Origin of the sequence: [Micrococcus luteus] ATCC 49442 (assembly GCF_010367585.1) — a bacterium.
GTDB classification, from domain to species: domain Bacteria; phylum Actinomycetota; class Actinomycetes; order Actinomycetales; family Micrococcaceae; genus Arthrobacter; species Arthrobacter luteus_A.
The window spans coordinates 2,851,130-2,872,884 of the sequence record NZ_JAAAXP010000001.1; the positions used below are offsets into that span (position 1 = coordinate 2,851,130).

Annotated in this window: 19 protein-coding genes; 3 read left to right on the plus strand and 16 right to left on the minus strand. The window is 65.4% G+C overall.

Going from position 1 to position 21,755, the window contains the following annotated elements; genetic code table 11:
• Positions 1 to 8: 8 nt before the first annotated feature.
• From GUV69_RS12970 to GUV69_RS12985, 4 genes are read right to left on the minus strand one after another with little or no spacing between them, the layout of a single operon-like run.
• Complete coding sequence (locus GUV69_RS12970) at positions 9 to 1,451, minus strand: GH1 family beta-glucosidase (protein WP_164202949.1); 1,443 nt, start codon at positions 1,449 to 1,451, stop codon at positions 9 to 11.
• Complete coding sequence (locus tag GUV69_RS12975; protein ID WP_208786711.1) at positions 1,451 to 2,341, minus strand: carbohydrate ABC transporter permease; 891 nt, start codon at positions 2,339 to 2,341, stop codon at positions 1,451 to 1,453. Before GUV69_RS12975 ends, GUV69_RS12970 begins: the two co-directional genes overlap by 1 nt.
• A 23-nt stretch (positions 2,342 to 2,364) precedes the next feature.
• Positions 2,365 to 3,384 (minus strand): carbohydrate ABC transporter permease, encoded by a 1,020-nt coding sequence (locus GUV69_RS12980; RefSeq protein WP_164202953.1) that lies wholly within the window; start codon positions 3,382 to 3,384, stop codon positions 2,365 to 2,367.
• A gap of 57 nt (positions 3,385 to 3,441) precedes the next feature.
• Positions 3,442 to 4,764, minus strand: a complete 1,323-nt coding sequence (locus tag GUV69_RS12985) for an ABC transporter substrate-binding protein (RefSeq protein WP_431197110.1) — start codon at positions 4,762 to 4,764, stop codon at positions 3,442 to 3,444.
• Positions 4,765 to 4,943: 179 nt separating this feature from the next.
• On the opposite strand from GUV69_RS12985, the gene radA reads away from it, so the two are divergent.
• Positions 4,944 to 6,317, plus strand: a complete 1,374-nt coding sequence (radA, locus tag GUV69_RS12990; RefSeq protein ID WP_164202957.1) for a DNA repair protein RadA — start codon at positions 4,944 to 4,946, stop codon at positions 6,315 to 6,317.
• A gap of 45 nt (positions 6,318 to 6,362) precedes the next feature.
• On the opposite strand, the gene GUV69_RS12995 is transcribed toward radA, so the two are convergent.
• The 12 genes from GUV69_RS12995 to GUV69_RS13050 form a co-directional block, all read right to left on the minus strand.
• Positions 6,363 to 7,478, minus strand: a complete 1,116-nt coding sequence (locus GUV69_RS12995; protein WP_164202959.1) for an L-idonate 5-dehydrogenase — start codon at positions 7,476 to 7,478, stop codon at positions 6,363 to 6,365.
• Positions 7,478 to 8,248 carry an SDR family oxidoreductase gene (locus GUV69_RS13000; RefSeq protein ID WP_164202961.1) on the minus strand — a complete coding sequence of 257 codons (771 nt, stop codon included), beginning with the start codon at positions 8,246 to 8,248 and terminating at the stop codon, positions 7,478 to 7,480. Before GUV69_RS13000 ends, GUV69_RS12995 begins: the two co-directional genes overlap by 1 nt.
• Entirely contained in the window at positions 8,245 to 9,189 is a 945-nt protein-coding gene (locus GUV69_RS13005) for a 2-hydroxyacid dehydrogenase (protein WP_164202963.1), read from the minus strand. The genes GUV69_RS13000 and GUV69_RS13005 overlap by 4 nt, the downstream gene beginning before the upstream one ends.
• Before the next feature lie 43 nt (positions 9,190 to 9,232).
• Complete coding sequence (locus tag GUV69_RS13010; RefSeq protein WP_164202965.1) at positions 9,233 to 9,982, minus strand: SDR family oxidoreductase; 750 nt, start codon at positions 9,980 to 9,982, stop codon at positions 9,233 to 9,235.
• A 50-nt stretch (positions 9,983 to 10,032) separates the two neighbouring features.
• Positions 10,033 to 11,373 (minus strand): MFS transporter, encoded by a 1,341-nt coding sequence (locus tag GUV69_RS13015; RefSeq protein WP_164202967.1) that lies wholly within the window; start codon positions 11,371 to 11,373, stop codon positions 10,033 to 10,035.
• Between the two features lie 76 nt (positions 11,374 to 11,449).
• Positions 11,450 to 12,457 (minus strand): 5-oxoprolinase subunit C family protein, encoded by a 1,008-nt coding sequence (locus GUV69_RS13020; RefSeq protein WP_164202969.1) that lies wholly within the window; start codon positions 12,455 to 12,457, stop codon positions 11,450 to 11,452.
• Entirely contained in the window at positions 12,454 to 13,185 is a 732-nt protein-coding gene (locus GUV69_RS13025; protein ID WP_164202971.1) for a 5-oxoprolinase subunit B family protein, read from the minus strand. The genes GUV69_RS13020 and GUV69_RS13025 overlap by 4 nt, the downstream gene beginning before the upstream one ends.
• A 1-nt stretch (position 13,186) precedes the next feature.
• On the minus strand, positions 13,187 to 13,975 hold the full coding sequence (locus GUV69_RS13030) for a LamB/YcsF family protein (protein WP_164202973.1): 789 nt from the start codon (positions 13,973 to 13,975) through the stop codon (positions 13,187 to 13,189).
• 317 nt (positions 13,976 to 14,292) lie between these two features.
• Positions 14,293 to 15,108 carry an ABC transporter permease gene (locus tag GUV69_RS13035; protein ID WP_164202975.1) on the minus strand — a complete coding sequence of 272 codons (816 nt, stop codon included), beginning with the start codon at positions 15,106 to 15,108 and terminating at the stop codon, positions 14,293 to 14,295.
• A gap of 2 nt (positions 15,109 to 15,110) precedes the next feature.
• Positions 15,111 to 16,031 carry an ABC transporter permease gene (locus GUV69_RS13040; RefSeq protein ID WP_164202977.1) on the minus strand — a complete coding sequence of 307 codons (921 nt, stop codon included), beginning with the start codon at positions 16,029 to 16,031 and terminating at the stop codon, positions 15,111 to 15,113.
• A complete protein-coding gene (locus GUV69_RS13045) occupies positions 16,028 to 17,155 on the minus strand; it encodes an ABC transporter ATP-binding protein (protein ID WP_164202979.1) in 1,128 nt (375 codons plus the stop codon). Before GUV69_RS13045 ends, GUV69_RS13040 begins: the two co-directional genes overlap by 4 nt.
• Before the next feature lie 48 nt (positions 17,156 to 17,203).
• Complete coding sequence (locus GUV69_RS13050) at positions 17,204 to 18,286, minus strand: ABC transporter substrate-binding protein (RefSeq protein ID WP_164202981.1); 1,083 nt, start codon at positions 18,284 to 18,286, stop codon at positions 17,204 to 17,206.
• A 312-nt stretch (positions 18,287 to 18,598) separates the two neighbouring features.
• On the opposite strand from GUV69_RS13050, the gene GUV69_RS13055 reads away from it, so the two are divergent.
• Positions 18,599 to 19,519 (plus strand): LysR substrate-binding domain-containing protein, encoded by a 921-nt coding sequence (locus GUV69_RS13055; RefSeq protein WP_164202983.1) that lies wholly within the window; start codon positions 18,599 to 18,601, stop codon positions 19,517 to 19,519.
• 594 nt (positions 19,520 to 20,113) lie between these two features.
• Positions 20,114 to 21,679: an HNH endonuclease signature motif containing protein gene (locus GUV69_RS13060; protein WP_164202985.1), complete on the plus strand. Its 1,566-nt coding sequence runs from the start codon at positions 20,114 to 20,116 to the stop codon at positions 21,677 to 21,679.
• Positions 21,680 to 21,755: the final 76 nt, after the last annotated feature.

The following is a 21,755-nucleotide window of genomic DNA, read 5'->3' on the forward strand; positions in this document are numbered from 1 at the left end:
ACTCCAGTTTAGGCAGAGCGCGAGGCCGGGAGCGCGCGGGCATGCTGCTTCGCGGCGGCGATTAGCCGTGCGTATGCGTGGCCGCTGGCCTTCACGGTGCGCTCGAAGGTGCCGTAATCCACCCGGACTATTCCGAAGCGCTTGCCGTATCCCCAGGACCATTCGAAGTTGTCCAGCAACGACCAGACGAAGTAGCCGCGGACATCCGCGCCCTGATCGAGCGCTTCCCCGACAGCCGCTATGTGGTCAAGGATAAAGCCGGTGCGCTCCGTATCCTGCACTGAGCCGTCCGGTTCTACGGTGTCGTCGTAGGCGGCGCCGTTTTCGGTAATGTACAGCGGCGGGAGGCCGGGGTATTCCTCGCCAAGGCGGACCAGCAGCTTCCGCAACCCGTCCGGGTTCACTTCCCAGTCCATGGCGGTCCGCGGCAGCCCCCGGCTGGGGAACGCGATGTCCTCGGACCCGATCCATGGTGAGGCGGCCACACGTTCGGCACCGCCGGAGTGTCCGTCCCCGCCCTCGTGGTCAGCGTGGCCGCTGATCAGGTCATCGTGGTAGTGGTTGACGCCCAGGAACTCCAGCGGTGCGCTGATTACTTCCAGGTCCCCGGGGAGGATGAGTTCCGGGAGTCCGAACGGCGCGAGATCCACCAGTGTGTCCTGCGGATAGCTTCCGAGCAGGATCGGGTCCAGGAAGATCCGGTTCTGCAGGGAGTCGAAGCGCCGGGCAGCGTCCAGGTCGACGGGGTCCGCCGGGTCCCGGGGAATGGAGTTGCTCAGGTTGAGGGTGATCCCCAGGTTTTGGGCGCCGCGTTCCCGCAGGGCGTTAACGGCCAGGCCGTGCGCCAGATGCTGGTGGTGCACCGCCGCGATGGCTGCCCGCGGTTCCTGGCGGCCCGGGGCGTGGACCCCGGAACCGTAGCCCAGCAACGAGGAACAGAAGGGCTCGTTGAACGTGGTCCAGTGCTGCACCCTGTCGCCGAGGACGTCGTAAACGTCGTTGGCATACTCGACGAACCGGTAGGCGGTGTCCCTGTTCGCCCAGCCGCCTTTTTCCTCCAAGGCCTGCGGGAGGTCCCAGTGATACAGGGTGAGCCAGGGCAGGATTCCCGCCTCCAGCAGCTCGTCCACAAGGCGCGAGTAGAAATCCAGGCCCTCCGGGTTTGCTGCCCGGTCCCCTGGCCGGACGCGGGCCCAGCTGGTGGAGAAACGGTAGGAGTCCAGCCCCAGCTCCTTCATCAGCCGGACGTCTTCGGGCATCCGGTGGTAGTGGTCCACGGCCTGCTCCAGGTTCTCGCCCTTGGCGATGGCGCCGGGGATCCGGGCAAAGTGGTCCCACACGGAGTCCTCCTTGCCGCCTTCGTGTCCGGCTCCCTCGATTTGGGCGGCCGCCGTCGCTGACCCCCAGATGAATCCGTCCGGCCACTGCCGTGAGTACGTCGAATGTGGCATTAGCCCTTCACTGCTCCTTGCATAATTCCTGAAATGAGTTGCTTTCCTGCAACGACGAACAGCACCAGCAACGGCAGGGTGGCAAGCACCGCACCTGATAGGACCACAGAGTAGTCCACGTACCGGGCCGACTGCAGTTGGCTGAGCGCCGTCTGCAACGTCGGGTTGCCCGCATCGAGCACCAGCAGCGGCCAGAGGAAGTCCGTCCACGCTGTCATAAAGGTGAACAGGCCCAGGATGGCCATTGCCGGGCGGGCTGCGGGAATCGCCACGTGCCAGAAGGTGGAGATCATGTTGGCTCCGTCCATGCGGGCGGATTCAATGAGCTCATCCGGGATGACATCCACCAGGTACTGCCGCATGAAGAACACACCGAAGGCGGTCACCAGGGTGGGCACCACAACGGCGCCGATCTCACCGGTCCAGCCCAGGGTCCGCATCACCATAAAGAGGGGGATGATGCCCAGCTGGGTGGGGATGGCCATGGTGGCAACGACCATCAGCATCAGTCCGTTGCGGCCACGGAACCGGAGTTTTGCGAAGGCGTAGCCGGCAAGGGTTGAAAAGCTGACCACCGAAACGGTGATGATGCCGGAGATCAGGACGCTGTTTCCCAGTGCCAGCCAGAACGGAATGGTGTCGAAGACCTCCGCTACGTTCTTCCAGAAGTTTCCGCCGGGCAGAAGGGGCGGCCAGGTCTCCCCCAGTGCTTCGTTTGACCGGCTGCCGATGACCACGGACCACCACAGCGGATAGGCGGAGGCTGCCAGGAAGGCCAGCAGCAGGCCGTAGCTGAGGAATCCGGGGCGTTCGCCGGTGCCGAAGACGCGCTTGCGGAACTGGGCGGGCTTCGCCGGCGGCGCTGCAGGGACCGGGCCCCTGCCTGCCATGGGTTCGGCACGGTCCATGATGCTCATCGTTCAGTCCTTTCAGCGCGCTTCCGAAGCGCCTTCCGCCGGGCAGCACGCGAAGGCTTGGGCGTGTCAGCTGTGGCAATCCGGCGGGAGATCAGGTAATTGACGAGGCCGAAAAGCAGGATGATCAGGAACAGCAGCCAGGCGATGGTAGATGCTTTGCCGAAGTTCTGGCGCTGGAAGGCCATTTCCCAGAGGTACAGGACGGTGGTTTGGAACTGGCGTTGCGATCCGCCTGCTGTGGCCGGGTCAAACAGCCTGGGTTCGGTGAAGATCTGCAGTCCGCCGATGGTGGCCGTGATAACAACGAACACCATGGTGGGCCGGATGCTGGGCAGGGTGATGCTGAAGAACCGGCGCATGGCCCCCGCCCCGTCCAGGGCCGCCGATTCGTAGAGATCCCGCGGCACCGCCTGCATGGCGGCCAGCAGGATCAGCGCGTTATAGCCTGTCCAGCGCCAGTTGACCATGGTGGCGATGGCGATGTGGCTGGGGAACGTTTCGTTTTGCCACAGCACAGGGTCAAGGCCGAAGTTGCCGAGGATGTTGTTGATCAGGCCGTACTGTTCGCCGAACATGTTGGTGAAGATCATGGCCACCGCAACCGGGGTCACGATGTACGGCAGCAGGACGCTCATCCGCCAGAAGGTCTTGGCACGGAGGTTCTGGTCCAGTACCGCGGCCAGGAAAAGCGCCACGGCCAGCTGCGGAATGGCGGAGAGCAGGAAAATGCTCATGGTGTTGAGAAGGGAATTCCAGAAGAAGCGGTCCTGCAGGACCTCCGCGAAGTTGTCCAGGCCTACGAACTGCCCTTGGCCTTTGAGGAGGTGCCAGTCAAAGAGGCTGACAAAGAAGGTGTAGACCAGCGGGAAAAGGCCCACGAGGGCGAACAGGATAAAGAATGGCGCGACGTAGAGGTATGGCGATGCCTTGACGTCGAAGATGCTCAGGCGTTGCCTGAAGGTGGCTTTGGGTTTGGTCACCGGGGGCTTGGCGGATCGGTTCAGGGTGGTTGTCATGGGTTCTCGCACTCCATCGGGGGGCCTCCCGGGCGGGAGGCCCCACAGCGGGTCCTGCTAGTTGTTGACGACCAGGTCGTTGAGGAGGCGCAGCGCTTCAGTCCAGGCCTGGCCCGCATCGGCCTTGCCGGCGTCGAGGCTCTTCAGCGCGGGGCCGAAGACGTTTTCCTGGATGACTGAATCCTGCGGGCCCTTGAATTGGGCCACTACACCCTTGGCGCGGTTCGCCAGGATAACGCCGGTGGGAGCGTTGTTGAACAGGACGTTGGGGGTGGCATCCGATACCAGCTTCTCCTGGGCCTTGAGCGTGCTGGGGAAATTGTTGGCTGCAGCGGACTGCTTGACCTGCTGCTCGGGAGCCGTCAGCCAGGCGGCCAGTTTTGCGGCTTCTGCGGGGTGCTCGGAGGTCTTGGGCACCGTGAGGAAGGCTCCGTCCCAGTTGGAGGCGCCGCCCGGGAAGACGTCCGCGAAGTCCCAGCCGCTGTCTGCGCCGCCGCCGGCCGATTCCAGCTGGCCCTTGATGGTGCCGAGCATCCAGCCGGGGCAGACGAAGGTGGCGAAGGAGCCGTCAACGAATGCCTTGCCTTTGCCCCAGTCGAACTGGGTCTGGTTGGCTGAGAGCCCGGCTGCGGTGCCGGCGGCAAGCATCTCGAACTTGCCCTTCATCTCGGCGTTACCGTCGATGTTCAGCTCACCGTCCTTGCTGTAGTACCCCTCCTCCATCTGGTTCACCATGGAGTTCCACACAAAGCCGGACTGGTCGTACCAGGCCTTGCCGGTGGCGGCCTTGTACTGCTTGCCCAGTTCGAAGTACTTCTCCCAGGTGGCGTCCTCGCCGCCAAACAGCTTGGCAACGGATTCGCGGTCGCTGGGCAGTCCGGCGGCTTCAAAGAGTTTGCCGTTGTAGCAGAGGCCTTGAGGCCCGATGTCGGTCCCGTATCCGATGACGCGGCCGTCAGGATCGGTTCCCTGCTTGAATTTCCAGTCCACCCAATTGGCTTTGATGTCGGCCGCACCGTGTTCGTTGAGGTCCGTGAACTGGTCCGAGACCTCCATGATGGAGCCCAGCCAGCCTTCCTCGATGGCTACCACGTCGCTGAGACCTGAGCCTGCGGCCAGCTTCGTGAAGGCATCGGTGCGGGCGTTGGCGCCGCGGTCAATGTTTGTCGCCTTGATCTTGACGCCGGGGTTTGCGGCCTCGTACTGGCCGTACAGGTCGCCGTAGCCAAATGTTCCGAACGTGGTGACCGTCAGCTCAACAGGGTTCTCTGAGCTAGCAGGCTGATCGGAGCTGCTCCCGCAGCCCGTGGCGATAAGGGCCAAAGCTGCTGCGCCCGCTATGGCGGCAGCGGTATTTCGTCGTGAAAATTTCACGTTCACTCCTTTGTGGGGGAAATTGCCCGGGCTGAGAGAGCGCTCTCTCGGAAGTTCCACAACTCTAAAGGTGGCGCTTATCACTGTCAAGAGAGCGCTCTCTCAGAGGTGTCTAATTGGCTGCCAGTACGTCGCTTCGCCGGACCGGGAGAGCAATGTCAGGCCCGGCCGTTAGGGTGGAACCCATGGCAACAAAGACTTCGCGCGCATCCAAGGCGCCCGCGTACAAATGCGCCGAATGCGGCTGGACCGCCGTCAAGTGGGTGGGGCGCTGCGGCGAATGCCAGGCGTGGGGCACCGTTGAGGAAACCGGCACGGCTGTGGCGCGCACGACGGCGGCAACAACAGTTGTGGAACCGGCGCGCCGGATTGCCGAGGTAGACGCCACCACGGCGGCTTTCCTGCCCACCGGCGTCGACGAACTGGACCGCGTTTTGGGCGGCGGGCTGGTCCCCGGCGCCGTGATCCTCCTGGCCGGCGAGCCGGGTGTGGGCAAGTCCACGCTGCTGCTCGATGTCGCCGCGAAGTTCGCCCGCACCGCGCAGGACGTCCTCTACGTCACGGGCGAGGAGTCCGCGGCCCAGGTGAAGCTGCGCGCGGAACGGATCGACGCCGTCGCGGATTCCCTCTACCTGTCAGCGGAAACGGACCTGGGCCAGGCCCTGGGGCAGGTCGAAAAGATCGAGCCGCGGCTGCTGATTGTGGACTCGGTCCAGACCCTCAGCAGCGCGGACGTGGACGGCAGTGCCGGCGGCGTATCGCAGGTGCGCGAGGTGGCAGCGTCCCTCATTGCGGCCGCCAAGCGGCGCAACATGACCACGCTGCTGGTGGGCCACGTGACCAAGGACGGCTCCATCGCCGGGCCGCGCCTGCTCGAGCACCTGGTGGACGTGGTGTGCCAGTTCGAAGGCGAACGCCATTCCCGGCTTCGGATGCTGCGCGCGGTGAAAAACCGGTACGGTCCCACGGATGATGTGGGCTGTTTTGACCTGAACGAGAACGGCATCGAAGGGCTTACGGACCCCAGCGGGCTGTTCGTCAGCCGAACCAAGGAGCCCGTTTCCGGCACCTGCATCACAGTAACCATGGAAGGCCGGCGGCCGTTGCTGGCAGAGGTGCAGTCGCTGCTGGCCGAAAGCCCCAACTCCCAGCCCCGGCGTGCCACCAGCGGCCTGGACAGTTCCCGGGTGTCCATGCTTTTGGCCGTCCTGCAGCAGCGGGCCGGCTGCCTCCTGCACAAGGACGATTCCTATGTAGCCACGGTGGGCGGCGTGAAGCTCAGCGAACCCGCCACGGACCTGGCCGTTGCCCTGGCCGTGGCCTCTGCCAAGGCCCGCAAGCCCCTGCCCATCCGCCTGATCGCCTTCGGGGAAGTGGGTTTGGCGGGCGAAGTGCGGCCCGTGCCCGGGATCAACCAGCGGATCCAGGAAGCGCACCGGCTGGGCTTCACGCACGCCGTGGTTCCCGCCAGCCATAACGGCCCCGGCCCTGTCCCTGCAGGGTTCTCCGTCCGCGAAGTGGAGCACCTCACGGAGGCACTGAGCCTGCTGATCGGGTAGCTGGCGGGATCTGGTTCCTCACGGGCCGGCCAGGTGGTGCCCCGCTCATTCCGGTTTGAAGTTGAGGAGGACTTTGCCGGATTGGGCGGAGTTTTTGGCGGTGGTGAAGGCGTCGAGTCCCTGGCTGAGGGGGTAGTCGTGGGTGATGACGGGCCCGATGTGCAAGGTGCCGTCGGCGAGGGCGGTGATGACGTCGTCGATCTCGTTGTTGAACCGGAATGAGCCTTTGAGGTCCAGTTCGCGGGTGATGGCCAGGGAGATCAGGACCGGCTGGGGTCCGGTGGGCAGCAGCCCGACCATGACCACTGTCCCGCCGCGGGCCGCGCCCCGGATGGCCGAGGCCAGGCCGTGGTGGCTGCCGGAGGATTCGATCACGATATCGGCCTGCACGGCCGCGATCGTGTCCGCGTCCGGTGCCTGCAGGACCGCGTCCGCCCCGACCGCTGTGGCGATCTCCAGCGGCCTGGGGTGCATGTCGACGGCGGTGATCCGGGCCGCGCCGGCACGTTTGAGGACCGCAACACACAGGGCCCCGATCGGGCCGGACCCGATCACCAGGGCGGACTTGCCGGCTACGTCCCCGGCCCGGGCCACCGCATGCCAGGCCACACTGGCGGGCTCGATCAGCGCCGCGGTGCGCAGGTCCAGGGCCTGCGGCAGGGCCCGGAGCATCCGGGCGGGCAGGTTCACGTACCGGGCGAACGCCCCGTCGGTGTGCGGGAACCGCGCCGCGGACCCCAGGTAGGTGCAGCCCGGAGACAGGTTCGGCCGGTCCGGCGGGTACCGGACCGTCCCGTCACCGGGGCCGGGGGTCGCCGGGTGGACCGCGACCGGGGTCCCCGCGGCCGGGCCCGTCCCGTCCACGGCGGCGACCACCACAACACCGGAAATCTCGTGCCCCAGCACCATCGGGGCCTTCAGGATCGACTCGCCGGCCGCGCCGTGGAGCCAGTAATGCAGGTCCGACCCGCAGATCCCGCCGTACGCGACCTCCACCACCGCCTCATCCGGTCCCGGCGACGCGAGCGGCACGTCCTCAATCCGCAGATCCCCCGCCGCGTACGCCACCACCGCCGGACCCGAGACGGGCAGGGCTGTCCCTGCTGCCGGGGCTGTCCCGTGGGTTTCCCGGGCTGACCCTGTCACCGCTGAGGCCTCCATCAGACCACCACCGTCATGCCGCCGTCGATAAAGACCGTCTGGCCGTTGACAAAATCCGACCCGTCCGAGGCCAGCCACACCGCGGGCCCGGCCAGGTCCTGCACGGTCCCCCACCGGTGCGCCGGGGTCCGGCCCAGGATCCAGGCATTGAACTGCTCATCGTCCACCAGGTTCTGCGTCATTTCCGTATGGATATACCCAGGCGCGATCCCGTTGATCTGCAACCCCGAGCCCGCCCACTCGGCCGTCATCGCCCGGGTCAGGTTCCGCAACCCGCCCTTGGCCGACACATACGGGGCGATCGTGGGCCGGGCCAGGTCCGTCTGCACCGAACAGATGTTGATGATCTTGCCCTTCCCCCGCGGGATCATGTGCCGGGCAGCCGCCCGGCCCACCAGGAACGCGCTGGTCAGGTCCGTGGCGATCACCCGCTCCCAATCCGCGACGTCCAGCTCCAGCATCGGCACCCGGTGCTGGATCCCGGCGTTATTCACCAGGACCCGCAACGGGCCCACATGCTCCTCCACCCACGCCACACCCCGGGCAGCCTCCGCATCACTGGTGACATCAAACGCGACACTATGGACCCGGCCCGGCGCGAAATCGGCAGCCAACGCAGCCTCCGCCGCCTTCAACCGCTCCGGATTAATCCCGTTCAACACCACCGTCGCCCCGGCCTCAGCCAACGCCCGCGCCAACGCAAAACCAATCCCCCGGCTCGACCCCGTCACCAAAGCAACCCGACCCGTCAAATCAAAAAGCCCGCTCATGCGAACGGTCCTGCCTGTACCAGGTTGGCCGGGGCCTGTCCCGCGGCCAGCGCCTCGAGCTGCTTCCGGAGGAGTTTCAGGATCCGCGGCTGGAACGCCGAGGCGTTGCCGCCGACGTGCGGGGTGATCAGGGCGTTGGTGGCGGACCACAGCGGGTGGTCCTGCGGCAGCGGTTCGGGATCAACGACGTCGATGGCGCAGTTCAGGCGTCCGGACAGAACCTCCGCGGTCAGCGCGGCGGTGTCCACCACGGAGCCGCGGCCAACGTTCACCACCAGGGCGCCGTCCGGAAGGGCCGCCAGGACCTCTTCGCCGATCAGCTGGTGGGTGTGCTCGTTCAGTGGCAGCACCGATACAAGAATGTCGTGCGTGGCGGCCAGCTCAGTCAGCTCGGACGAGGCATGCACGTCGCCGTGTTCGTCTGTGCGGGCCGAGCTGCCGACGCGGGTGACGGTGACTTCGAACGGCGCCAGGCGCAGGGCAATTTCGTGACCGATTCCGCCCACACCCACCAGCAGCACCCGACGGTCTGCCAGGGACTGGCGGCGCTCCGGCCGCCAGAGGCCGTACTGCGCATCGCGGACCGCCTGGTCGATGCCGCGCAGTTTGGCGAGGATCAGACCAATGGCAAGTTCCGCCGTCGCGGCCGCATGGACACCCGAGGCGCTGGCCACGCCGGCGGCCGGGCCGGCAGCCTCAATCACGCCGTCGTACCCCGTGGACTGCGTCTGCACGTACTTCAGGTTGGGGGCTTTGCCCAGGGATCCCAACACCGCGCCGGCGTTGATATACGGCAGGATGACGCCGTCAATCTCAGCCAGCGTCCCGCCGTCGGGATCCGATTCCAGGTCCCAGACCACTCCCCGCAGCCCTCCTGGCAGGGGTGAGAGATCGTCGAGGAGCTGCTGGTCGGGGAAGCTGACGGTGCGGACTGTTTGCATCGGGTAAACCTGTTTCAATCGGTGGTAGGTGGGTGCGGGCCGTTTAGCGCCGGTCGAAGGTGAGGCCGCCGGGGACCTGGAACGTGGGCATAAGCTCCAGCATGCCAACATTTACGTGCCGGGGTGTTTCGATGGCGTAGTCCATGGCGTTGACGATGTCGTCGGTGGTCAGCGACTCATAGCCTTCGTAGTAGGTCTTCCACGCCTGTTCCATGGCCTCGGGTGTGCCGCCCATGTTGCGCCCGAAAATTTCCGTTTCAACGCGGCCGGGGCAGATTTCGGTGACTCGGATGCGCTTGCCCACGGTGTCGTTGCGCAGCTGGCGCGAGATCTGGTGCACCGCGGCCTTGGTGGCGTGGTAGACCGTGTGGCCGTAGAAGTTGTAGAGGCCGGCGATGGAGCTGACGTTGACCACGTGGCCCCGGTCGCGTTCCACCATGCCCGGCAGGACCAGCCTGGTCAGCTGGAGGAGGCCACGCAGGTTGACGTCAATGAGTTCGTCGATGTCGCTCTCGCTGGAGTCCAGGATGTTGCCTGGCCGTGACACACCGGCACAGTTCACCAGGACATCCACCTCAAGATCACCGACGACGGCGGCCAGCGCGGCAGTGTCAGTCAGGTCCACCACGTGCGGGACGGCGCCGGTCTTGTCCGCCAGTTCCTTCAGGCGTTCCTCGTTCCTGGCCAGCGCGTGGACCGTGAGTCCCCGTTTGGTCAGGCGCTCGGCGATGGCGGCGCCCATTCCGGTGGAGGCACCGGTGACAACAGCCGTTGAGTAATCGGAAAAAGACATGAAGATCTCCTATGAGGGTGCAGCCCAGTGCTGCTTGATGAAGTGGAAGATTAGGCGTCGCGGAGCGGCAGGTGTGCCCGGTCCTTGACGGTGCTGACGGCCGCGAGGGTGCCCAGCGCCGTGATGACGGCGTAGAAGGCGGGCATGTAGATGTTGCCGGTGGTGGAGATGAGCCAGGTCAGCAGCAGCGGCGCCGTGCCGCCGAAGAGTGCCGAAGAGATGTTATAGCCCAGGCCGTAGGCGGAGTAGCGGACCCGGGTGGGGAACAGTTCGACGATCAGGATGTGGATCACGGCGGTGTGGCCGGCGAAGACCACAGCCATAAGGCAGGCGCCCAGGATGGCCAGTGCCATCTCGCCCGTGGCGATCAGGGCGTAGGCGGGTATGCCGATGACAGCCATGGCGATGGCCGAGCCGGCGATGACTTTCTTGCGGCCGATGCGGTCCGACAGGGCGCCCATGAACGGAATCGCGATGCAGATGACCACCAGGCTGCAGGCGGTCACGAGGAGTGCTTCGCCGATGGTGAAGTTCAGCTGCTTGCCCTTGAGGAACGTGGGCATGTAGGAGAACAGGACGTAGTAGCCCGAGCCGTTCATCAGCGGGATGAAGAGGGCCAACAGCATGGCGCGGCGGTGCTCAGGTGAAGCGAAGGCTTCCTTCAGCGGGTTATTGGACAGCCCGCCCTCTTCCTTCAGCTTCTCGAAGTTGGGGGTGTCGCTGATCGCCTTGCGGATGTACCAGCCAATGACGCCCATGGGGATGGCAACCAGGAACGGAATGCGCCATGCGAACGAACCGAAGCCGCCGCCGTCGATCGCTGCCTGCGTGAGCCAGGGCGACATGGAGAACGCGACCAGCGTACCGGTGAGCAGGGCTGCGAACGAGGCGATCTGGGCGTAGGAGGTGATGATGCCGCGCTTGCCTTCAGGGGCGTGCTCGGCGAGGAAGGTCATGGCGCCGGCGGCTTCGCCGCCAACGGAGAAGCCTTGGAGCATGCGGAGCAGCACCAGGAGGACCGGTGCGGCGATGCCGATGGCCGAGTAGGCCGGCAGTAAGCCGATGCCCGCGGTTGCCACACTGATCAGCAGGATGACAAAGACCAGCAGCTTTTGCCGCCCGATCCGGTCACCCAGGTAACCGCAGACCACGGCGCCAAGGGGACGTACGAAGAACGACACGGCGTAGCCGGCGAAGACGAACAACAGGGCGTTGTCCGGGTTGCCGGGAGCCAGGAAGACGAGGGCGAGTGTTCCAGCCATAAAGGCGAAGATGCCGTTGTCATAAAGTTCCACGAAGATGCCGACGCAGCCGGCCGTGACGACCTTGCGGGTCTGCTTGCTGCTGAGCCGCTCTTGGTGCGGCTGGGCCGCGTGCGTAGAGGTGGACATGGCGTTCCTTACTTATGGGGATGGTAACAATGCTTTGTGGATGAAGCGAGGGCTTTTAGCTTCCGGCAGCCGACGTTTAGCCTCCGGCGGCCGGCGCGAGCTGGTGCCAGCCCGGCTGGTCGCCGATGCCCAGGAGCGAGAACACTGTGCCGACGGTGGAACGCAGTGTTTCCAGTTCCCTGATCGCCGCCCGGTGTTTCGCAGTTGCTTCGGGGACGGTGGTTCTTCTGAACCGGATCTTGTGGCCCGGCCGGGCCTGGGCCAGGACGTCCAGCGAGCGGCTGGTGACAACGGCGAGGACGGGGTAGCCGGCGGTGACCCCACGTCCGCGGTGCAGCACCAGGAGTTCTTCGCGGGACGGCACCTCGATGGCTCCCACGGGGACGCCCCGGGACAGCACCTCGGCTGTGGACTGGCGTTCAGGGAGTGCTCCGCCCAACCGCAGGCCGATGTGGTTGCTCCGGCCGCTGACCGTATATTCGGTGCTGTAGAGCAGGTCCGCGGTGTCGCCGAACTCGTCCACATCCGGGCCGTCCGTCACGTCCACCACCGCAGTGCTGCTGAATTCCGGCCGGATGAGGCCCAGGCGGAACAGCGGGAGGTCGAAGTACGGCTGGCGGATCGGCGGGATAGTGCGGAAGGTCTTCAGTTCGGTGCCTTCCGTCAGCCGCAGCCCGAAGCCGACGACGGTGTCCGGCGCGCAGCTGCCCAGGAGGACCGGTGCCTCAACCGAGCCGTGGACAGCGACGTAGGCGCGGAGGCCGCCGTCGATCCTTCGCAGCGCTACGGTCTCCCCCGCCCGTACGGACACCGGCTCCCACTGCTGGCACTCGCGCCCGCCCACCGTGAGGTGCAGGGGTGCGCCGGTGACGGCGATGAGGATGTCCGTGGTGGCCTTCATGCGGAAATCCAGTGCGGTGGCCTCCAGCAATGGAGCGTTGTCAGCGTTTCCGGCCAGGATGTTGGCGGCCCGGGCGGAGAACTGGTCCAGCGCACCGTTGACGGGGAGCCCGAACCGGGGACCGCGGAAACGTCCCAGATCCGTGACCACGGTGTTGCCCGGCTGCTGGATGATCAGGCTCATTGCGCCGCCTCCATTTTCCGGCCTGCATACTGGGCGAACTCTTCGGGCTGGATCCGGTGGAACCGGAGGGTGTCGCCGGGGACGTAGGGAACCAGCGGCTCGGCTGTGGCGTCAAGGACGGTCAACGGGGTCTGGCCGATGACGCACCAGCCACCCGGTGCCACGGCGGGGGCGATGACCGCCTGCCGGCCGGCCACCGACACGGCGCCTGCCGGGACGGACAGCCGGGGGTCCTTCAGCCGCGGCACGGGGAAGGGAAAATCGGGACCGTCCATCATGGGCGAGCCGGCCGGAGCGCCGAGGCAGCGGATCACGTAGGACTTGGTGGTGTGAAGCTCGATGATCTGCTCGACCGAGAGCTGCTGCTGCCCGGCAACGCGCTCCAGGTCGGGGCCGTACTCGCCGCCGTACACCACGGGAACAATAAATTCGCGGGGTGTACGGGCGGGGGCACCGGTGAATTCGAGCTGGCGCAGGCCCAGAAGGACAAAGGCCCTGACCTGCCGCGCGGACGTGACGCCGGGATCAAATTCCACCAGCAGCGAGTCGTAGGTGGGCACTGCGCCGTGGACGCCGTCGGCACCCGCAGCATCCAGCCACTCAGCCAGGGCGTGGACGGTGGCCCAGTTGGCCTCCCGGTCCGGAGAGGACGCGACGACGCGCAGTGCGGCGTCGCCGGATTCAAACACCTCCACCGGAGGCAGTGCTGAAGTTGGCGTGGCGGTCATGTCAGGCGGCTTTCACTTTGGCGGCGAGCACCCGGGCGAGCGGGCCAATGGTCACGCCGGCGCGTTCCAGTTCAGCGCGGACCTGACGTGCCAGCTGGACGGCGCCCGGGGTGTCACCGTGGAGCAGGATGGTGTCTGCAACGATCGGCAGGTCGGTTCCGGCGACGGTCTCGATGACGCCTTCGCAGACCATGCGGATGGTTCGGGCCACGATGGTTTTGGGATCGTGGATCACGGCGCCGGGCCGGCTGCGCGGCACCAGGGTCCCGTCTGCTTCGTAGGCCCGGTCTGCGATTCCCACGATGCCCACGGGGAGCCGGCGGGCTGTGGCAGCGTCAGCGAGTTCGCCGTCCTGGGCCAGGACAATCAGATCCGGGTTGATGCGGGCGGCGGCGTCAGCCACGGCCTCCGCGTAGTCGGGGCGGGTGGCCACGAGGTTGCCCAGGCGGCCGTGGGGTGCGAGGTGGACGACGCCGGCGCCATGGTAGGCAGCGAAAGCGCTCAGCGCCCCGAACTGGTACAGGACGTCGTGGCGGACTTCATCTGCTGTGAGGTCCATGGCGCGGCGGCCGAAGCCGCGGAGGTCAGGGAAGCTGGGGTGCGCGCCGATGGCCACGCCGCGGCGCACGCATTCGGCGACAGTGGCGTTCATGATGTCCGGGTCGCCGGCATGGAAGCCGCAGGCGATGTTGGCGCTGGAGACCACGTCGAGCAGGGCCGCGTCGTCGCCCATCGAGTAGGCGCCGAAGCCTTCTCCGAGATCCGCTACGAGATCAACCATGGGTCCCATGTGAGCCCTCCTTGGGGGTGTTGGCACGGCGCTGGCCGGGCACAGCGGCAGCTGCCGGAAGCGGAAGTGGGTGGACCGGCCTGATGGAGCTTGGGTCCCGTGGCCCGGATTACCGGGCTTGTAGAAAAAGTCTGACACCGGGATTTGGATCACACAAAGACGTAATAGGTGTCACGGGATAGGTGCCGGTTATGACCCGCACCTCTTCCGGAGCATGACCCGGACGGCGTTCTGCCCGGTCCGCTGGCGCGGACCGGGCAGCACTGCTTGGTTGTTGGGTTGTTGGGGCTGGGTGGCTTGGCGGGTAGCCCGCCGCGCTAGCGGAGGGCCTTGCGGAGCCCCATGACGCGCTCCACAACCACCACCACGGCGAGCGAGATCAGGATCAGGATGACGGACAGGGCAGCGACGGCGGCATCGGCGGAGTTTTCGACATACCGCAGCACCTGCACGGGCAGGGTGGGCAGGCCCGATTCGGCCACGAACAGGGAGATCACCGCTTCGTCGAAGGAGACGATGAACGCTATGACGCCGCCGGCAATGACACCCGGCTGGATGATGGGCAGCGTGACTCGCCGGAACACCGTCCAGGAGCCGGCGCCCAGGATGCGGGCCGCCGCCTCGCAGGACGTGTCCGTGGTGGCCAGGCTCATCAGGGTGGTCCGGATGACGAACGGGATGGTGATGGCCACGTGGCCGATGATGATGCCGGCATAGGTGTTGTTCAGGTCCAGCGGCCCGAACAGCAGGACCATGCCCAGGGCCAGGACGATGCTGGGAATCAGCAGCGGTGAGAGGAAGAAAGACTGGACGGCCGCCTTGGCCTTGAACTCGAACCGGTCAAGGGCCAGCGCCACAGGCACCCCCAGGGCCAGCACAATGAGCGTGACAATCACGGCCACGATCAGGCTGACCTTCATGCCCTCCATGAACGTGCTTTCCTCCGGAAGCATCTCGTACCACTTCAGGGTGAACCCTTCGGGCGGGAAGGACAGGTACTGGTTGGAGGCGAAGCTCACCACGAACACGATCAGCAGGGGTGCCAGCAGGAAGAGGTAGAGCAGGAAAACCAGCAGTCCGAACGCGGGTTTGGCAGGGTTGAAGCGCGGCTTGAATACCTTGACGTCGCTCACGGTCAGCCTCCGATCTTCTTGGTGAGGCGCTGGTAGACGGCGATGATCAGGCCGAAGAGCACCAGCAGGATGACGGACAGGGCGGCGGCGAAGGGCCAGTTGAGCAGGCCGGTGGTCTGGTCGTAGATCTCCGTGGCGAGGACCTGCACGCTTCCGCCGCCCAGGAGCCGCGGCGTGATGAAGGTGCTGATGGAGAGCACGAAGACCAGCAGGAACGCGGTCAGCAGACCCGGGAGGCACAGCGGGAGCGTGACCCTGGTGAACACCCTGAACTTGCTCGCTCCCAGCGATCCGGCGGCTTCCTCGAGCTGCGGGCTGAGCCGGCCGAACCCGGAGATCATAGCCAGGATGGCGTAGGGCATAAAGATTTCAACCAGGCCGATTGTCACGCCGGTCATGTTGTTAGTGAGCTTCAGGGGCGTATCGATCAGGCCCAGCCCGTCCAGGGAGGAGTTGATCAGGCCGTTGGTTCCCAGGATGACCATCCAGCCGTAGGTGCGGACAACGGCTGAGGTGAGGAGCGGTGCGATCGCGATGGCAATGAGCAGCCCGCGGTACTTGCTGGTGCTGCGGGCCAGGAAAAGGGCCACCGGGTAGGACACGATGACACACAGGATGCCGACCGTGACGCCCATCTGGAACGTGTCCAGGGTGACCTTCCAGTAGTACGGGTCCGTCAACGGCTGGATGTAGGTGTCCAGCGTGAACGTCTCAACGATGACCCCGTCCGGGGCGCCCTGGTTGAAGGACATCCGCACCATGTAGGCCAGCGGGAAAACGAAGCTGACCAGCAGGCCGAGGAGGCCTGGCAGCAGGAGGGCAAGGTAGGTGCGGCGGTTGCGCCGTTCGGTGGCTTTCTCCAGCTGGCCCTCGTCCTGGCCCCGGGGCTTTTCAGTGGCTGCGGGGGTTTGCAGGAGGGTCATGCCGCCACCAGCTTTTTCGCGGCCACCGGGGTGGGGAGGAGGTAGGCGTCTTCGGGAGCCCAGGAGAGGTAGGCGGCGTCGCCGATGCGGGGCAGGTCCCCGCTGCTGGTGAGCATCTGTGCCTGGAGGTGCTGGTCCCCGACACGGACGGCCACGGCGAGGGCGTCACCGGTGTAGCTGACCCGCTCGATGGTCCCGGCGAGGGGTGCCTGTGCGGCCCCCGGGTGCAGGGCGACGTTCAGCCGGTGGGGGCGGATGACCAGCTCATGGGCGCTGCCTGTCAGCCCCGCGGATCCGACGGCGCCGAACTGGCCCAGGCCCTCGACGTCCACCGTGTAGTAGCTTTCGCCGGCCAGGCCGGCCCGTCCGCTTTCGGGACCCACGCGGGCGGTGAGGAAGTTGGCCTGGCCGATGAAGTTGGCCACGAAGTGCGTGCGCGGCCGTTCGTACACTTCGGTGGGGGAACCGAACTGTTCGATCAGGCCACCGTTCATGACGGCGATCCGGTCCGCCATGTCCAGGGCCTCGTCCTGGTCGTGGGTGACAAAGAGGGTGGTTGCCCTGGTGCGTTGCTGGATGGACCGGATTTCGGCTCGCATGGTTTCGCGGAGTTTGGCATCCAGGTTGGAGAGCGGTTCGTCCAGCAGGAGGAGCGTGGGCTCCACCACCAGGGCACGGGCCAGGGCGATGCGCTGCTGCTGGCCGCCGGAGAGTTCCTTGGTCTGCCGCTTGCCAAGGTGGCCAAGCTGGACCATATCCAGGGCCGCCGCAACGCGTGCCTTCTGCTCATTCTTGGGGACCTGGCGCATTTCCAGGCCGAATCCCACGTTCTGCTCCACGTTCATGTGCGGGAACAGGGCGTAGGACTGGAAGACCATGCCCATTCCCCGCTTGTTGACCGGGGTGTGGGTGATTTCCTTGCCGTCCACCACGATGGATCCGGCGGTGGGATCCATCAGGCCGGCAACCATGCGGAGGGTAGTGGTCTTGCCGCAGCCGGACGGGCCGAGAAGCGCCACCAGGTGCCCCTCCTCCACTTCCATGTTCAGGCGGTCGACGGCGGGTTCCAGACCTGCTGCGTATCGTTTGGTCAGATCTACGATCGACAGTTTTGATTCAGTCACGGGTTCAGTTCTCCTGAAGGGAAGTTTGGGGAGGGGCAGCGGCGGGCGCTACTTGGTGATGATCTGGCGCTTCCAGGTATCGGTCCACTTGTCGCGGGCCGAGGACAGGAAATCGACGTCCAGGGGGACGATGTTCAGGGAGCCGTCCGTGGGTACCACGCGGTCCTTGACGTCGGCGGGCAGTTCGGCGTTGGTGACCGAGGGTGCGTAGAACAGTGCTTTGGCAAAGGCCGTCTGTGCCTCGGCGGAGAGCGCGTAGTCGATAAACGTCTTGGCCGCCGCGGAGTGCGGGGCATCCTTCACCAGGTTGACGGTATTGATCTGGTAGACAGTGCCTTCTTTGGGGAAGGTAACGCCCATTTTCTTGTTGCTCTGGTCGCTGTAGAACTGGCCGCGGGCGTTCTGGCCGAGGCCCAGCACCGTTTGTCCGGTGATCACGTTCTGGTATTCATCCGGGTTGGGCGCGAAGGTCTGCACGCCCGGTGCCATCTCCTTCAGGCGTTCCACTGCGGACTCAATGCCCTGGGTGTAGTCCTCGCCCTCCATCTTGGACGTGATGGCGGTCAGGGACAGGCCCAGCAGCGACGGCGGGGCGTTCACGTTGATCTTGCCCGCGTATGCAGGGTCCCACAGGACTTCCCAGCTGTCGGGGGCCTCGGGGAAGGTTGCAGTGTCGTAGACCAGGCCGACGGCGTCGAGCATGGCCACCGGGCCGTACCCGTCCTTGTCCTGGAACTTCTCGGCAACGTTGGCAAGGTTCGGGACGCCGTCGGCATCAATCTTTTCGAAGAGTCCCTGCTTGTTGCCCGTTGTGGAAACGGAGTTGTCCATAATGGCGACGTCGGTGGCCGGGTTGTTCTTCTGGCCCTGCAGGGCGCTGAGCATCTCTGCTGAGGAGCGCTTGGAGGAGTAGTTGATTGTGATGTCCGGGTACTTCGCCTTGAAGGGTTCAATGACGGCGGCGGTGTACTGGTCCTGCCACACACCGGAATACGCAATCAGGTTAACTTCGCCGGAAGTGGCGCTGCCGGTGCTGGCCGCCTCGGTGCCACCCCCGCAGCCTGAGAGGACCAGGGCCGCTGCGGAGAGCGCGGCCACGGCCGCCATTTTGCCTTTGATGGTTACTCGCATGTGCTATCTCTTTCTTAAGAAGATCCGGACTGTGATGGCGGATCCTGGATGCTCCGAAGCTATGGACTGAATATTTCGGAAATGTAAAAGAAAACGTCTATTCCGGTAAAAGGCACATTTATGCAATATGCGTCTTACGTCATCGTAAAAATGCATATCTGCCGGGGGTAGAATGTACTGCTAGTGAAATAGCGTTCTGGGTTCAACCTAGTGTCAGAGATGTGGATCACACAAAGACCATTTGCGTATCCCTCCATAGCATCCGGTTATGACCTTTCTGGGTTCAGGACGTCGCGGAGAAAGAGGGCGGCAGTGGATACGCGCAAGCTTGCGTACTTTGTGCAGATTGTGGATTCGGGCAGCATCACCAAGGCCGCAGCAGCGCTGCACGTGGCCCAGCCGGCCCTGAGCCAGCAGGTGTCGGCCCTTGAAACGGACTTGAAGCAACGGCTGCTGATCCGCAGCAAACAGGGTGTAAAGCCCACCGCGGCCGGGCACACGCTGTACCGGCACGCCCAGTCGATCCTCCGCCTGGTGGACCAGGCACGGTTGGACGTCGCCAAGTCCGGGGCGGCACCCTCCGGCCGGGTGTCCATTGCCATTGCGCCGTACAGCATGGCCTCGAGCCTGACGCCCAGGATCATCAGCGAGGTGGCCAGCAGGTACCCCGACATCACCCTGCATGTCACGGAGATTTACGGCGGTGTGCTCAGTGAGGCCATCAAGAACGGCCGGCTGGACATGGCGCTGATCTACGAGCCGGGAGCCATCCGCGGCGTCCAGTTCACCACCATGATCGTGGAGGACCTGCACTTTGTGGTCAACGCCAACAGGGCTGGTTTGAACCACGCTGACGGCGAAATTCCGTTGGAGGAGGTGGCACAGCACGGGCTGTTCTTGCCTGAGCAGATCCATACCTTACGGCAGACAGTGGAGGCCGGCTTCACCAGCAAGGAACTCAAGGTCAAGCTTGTGGGCGAAGTGGAATCCGTGCCCTCGCTCGCCAGGCTACTCCGGGCCGATCTCGGCGCCACCATCATGCCCAAATCAGCGGCGGACGCCTTGTTCCACGAGGAGGACTTCCAGGTGCTTCGGATTGTGGATCCGGCACTGCAGTGCAAGATTGCACTGTGCACACCTGACCATGACCCGCTTTCCGAAGCTGCCTCGGCGGTTCTCCTGGTACTGAAGGAAATGCTCCAGGAAATGCTCACCAACAAATACGCGCGCTAGCCCTTCCATATCATCCGCTTATTGGGTCACGCATCATTAGTCTTAGTAAGGAAACTCCCCGGATCCTAAAATTGTGCACAGCCGGTAAATTACGGCGGTTACATTTTGAAGGATTAATTGGAGCGAGCCGTGAAAAAAATCAGTACCCTCCGGAGAGTCTCCGGTAAAGGCTTGGGCCTTATGGCCAAAACCGGTTTCCACTGCCCCGCAAATGGCTTTTGGCGCCCGGAGGACGGATCAACGGGCCCCATCTTTGTCTTCGAAGGCAGCATCATGCCGGCAGCCAGGGGCGGGTCAGCCATCTGGCTTTTGGAGGATGCAGTCTTTGGTCCCCCGACCCATCTGCTCCCGACGCAATAGGACTTTGCGGTTGCCCGCGCCTTGTCTCAGTAGCTGGCTGGCAAACGGAGTTTGCGACGGCGAGGGGCGGGATACCCGGCCGGACCGGCACCCTGCAGTTGATGGGCACCCGGCCGGACCGTGACCCGAGGGACCGTCACCCGAGGATGACGGACGACGCCGGAAAGTACCGCCCGCTGTCCGCGCCCGCGGCCGCCTCGCTTCAATGTCAGACCCTCGTTGGATGATGAAGACATGAGGAACCCGGCAGTGGCGAAGGCGTATGCGGAGATCACCGCTGCCATTGCAGTGCTCACCGGAGTCGTCAACGGCGTGCTCACCGGTGTGGCGGGCGAATCTGATCCGGCGGAGGTTTACCCGGAGGGCGATCCGTTGCAGGAATTATCCGAGGATTGCCTGGATATCCTGACCGGGGCCGCGGGAGCGGACGCGCAGCTGGCCGGGCTGAAAGCCCTGACTGCCGCGACATTTGTCGGGACAGCGGAGACGGCGGCTCCGCCGGACGCTTCACTACAGGCCCGGGAGATGGCGGTCACGGCCGAGGTCGCGTGTGCCCTGACCATCGGCGGCCGGGCGGCTGGTTCGTTCCTGGCTGTTTCCCACGCCCTGACCACTGCCTTGCCGCTGACGTTCCTGGCACTGCAGGCGGGCACCATTTCGTGGCAGCACGCGCGGGTCATGGCGGACGAGGCCGCCACCCTCGACCCCGCCGGCGCGGCCGCACTGGAGGCCCACTTCCTGGCCCCTGACGTGCCGGGGGCGGCCACTGGCTGTCCTGCGGGTGAGATGCCGGCGTCCCGGTTCCGGCACCGGGCCCGTACCTGGCGCGAACGCCACCACACCGAGAGCCTCGAAAAGCGCCACGCCAAGGGCCTTCTGGACAGGCGGGTGGAGTACTGCCCGGACCAGGACGGGATGGCCTGGCTCTCGGCCTACCTGCCCGCGGATCAGGCGGCGGCAATCTGGAACCGGACCACCGCGATCGCCCGCGGCCTGCAGGACCCGGACGAGGACCGCACCCTCACCCAGCTCCGCGCCGACGCCTTCGCCACCGCCCTCCTCAGCCACGGAAACCAGGACAGTGGCGGCGACCAGGCCGGCAACGGAGACCACGAAGGATTCGATCCGGGGCGGGTTCCGCCGCCCCGGGCCCAGGTCCTGGTGACGGTCCCGGTGTTTTCCCTGCTCGGCGTCACCGAGGAACCGGCGATGCTGGACGGTTACGGCCCGATTCCGGCGTCGATGGCCCGGGACCTCGTGGCGAACGGGGCGGACTCGTTCTTCCGGGTCCTGATCGATCCGCGGGACGGGGCGCCGCTGGAAATCGGCCGGACCAGTTACCGGCTCACCAAAGCCATGCGGAACTGGCTGCGGCTGCGCGACGGTAAGTGCTCCTTCCCGGGCTGTTCCAACCAGTCCCTGGACAACGAAGCGGACCACCTCCTCGCCTGGGCCCAGGGCGGGACCACCGGCATCAGCAACCTCGGCCAGGCCTGCCCGGCCCACCACAAACTCCGACACACCACACCCTGGACCCCCACCCCAGCCACCCAAAACGAACCACCCGGCTGGATCTCACCCTCCGGCCGACGTTACCGAAGCGAACACCAGGACTGGGAACCACCACACTGGCCAGACTTACTGAAACATCCAGACGTACAGGAACATTCGGATCTACAGGACCAGCCAGGCCCCCCGAAAAGGCGTAAAGGACCACGGGGCGGCCCGCCGGACTTCGTCCACCTCGGGGTATCCCTCGGAGAAGACGGCCTGGAACGCCTCCTCCACGCCCGCAGCTGATCACGCCCGCGACTGACCACGCTCACAGCCGACCATGCCCGCGACTGACCACGCTCACAGCCGACCATGCCCGCGA

What these genes read in the sequence shown, in the direction of transcription:
- GUV69_RS13010 (WP_164202965.1), bottom strand. Translation starts at nt 9,982, where the DNA reads ATGTCTTTTTCCGATTACTCAACGGCTGTTGTCACCGGTGCCTCCACC.
- GUV69_RS13040 (WP_164202977.1), bottom strand. Translation starts at nt 16,031, where the DNA reads ATGACCCTCCTGCAAACCCCCGCAGCCACTGAAAAGCCCCGGGGCCAG.
- GUV69_RS13020 (WP_164202969.1), bottom strand. Translation starts at nt 12,457, where the DNA reads ATGAGCCTGATCATCCAGCAGCCGGGCAACACCGTGGTCACGGATCTG.
- radA (WP_164202957.1), top strand. Translation starts at nt 4,944, where the DNA reads ATGGCAACAAAGACTTCGCGCGCATCCAAGGCGCCCGCGTACAAATGC.
- GUV69_RS13030 (WP_164202973.1), bottom strand. Translation starts at nt 13,975, where the DNA reads ATGGGACCCATGGTTGATCTCGTAGCGGATCTCGGAGAAGGCTTCGGC.
- GUV69_RS13005 (WP_164202963.1), bottom strand. Translation starts at nt 9,189, where the DNA reads ATGCAAACAGTCCGCACCGTCAGCTTCCCCGACCAGCAGCTCCTCGAC.
- GUV69_RS12980 (WP_164202953.1), bottom strand. Translation starts at nt 3,384, where the DNA reads ATGACAACCACCCTGAACCGATCCGCCAAGCCCCCGGTGACCAAACCC.
- GUV69_RS13015 (WP_164202967.1), bottom strand. Translation starts at nt 11,373, where the DNA reads ATGTCCACCTCTACGCACGCGGCCCAGCCGCACCAAGAGCGGCTCAGC.
- GUV69_RS12995 (WP_164202959.1), bottom strand. Translation starts at nt 7,478, where the DNA reads ATGGAGGCCTCAGCGGTGACAGGGTCAGCCCGGGAAACCCACGGGACA.
- GUV69_RS13060 (WP_164202985.1), top strand. Translation starts at nt 20,114, where the DNA reads ATGAGGAACCCGGCAGTGGCGAAGGCGTATGCGGAGATCACCGCTGCC.
- GUV69_RS12970 (WP_164202949.1), bottom strand. Translation starts at nt 1,451, where the DNA reads ATGCCACATTCGACGTACTCACGGCAGTGGCCGGACGGATTCATCTGG.
- GUV69_RS12975 (WP_208786711.1), bottom strand. Translation starts at nt 2,341, where the DNA reads ATGGCAGGCAGGGGCCCGGTCCCTGCAGCGCCGCCGGCGAAGCCCGCC.
- GUV69_RS13025 (WP_164202971.1), bottom strand. Translation starts at nt 13,185, where the DNA reads ATGACCGCCACGCCAACTTCAGCACTGCCTCCGGTGGAGGTGTTTGAA.
- GUV69_RS13000 (WP_164202961.1), bottom strand. Translation starts at nt 8,248, where the DNA reads ATGAGCGGGCTTTTTGATTTGACGGGTCGGGTTGCTTTGGTGACGGGG.
- GUV69_RS13050 (WP_164202981.1), bottom strand. Translation starts at nt 18,286, where the DNA reads ATGCGAGTAACCATCAAAGGCAAAATGGCGGCCGTGGCCGCGCTCTCC.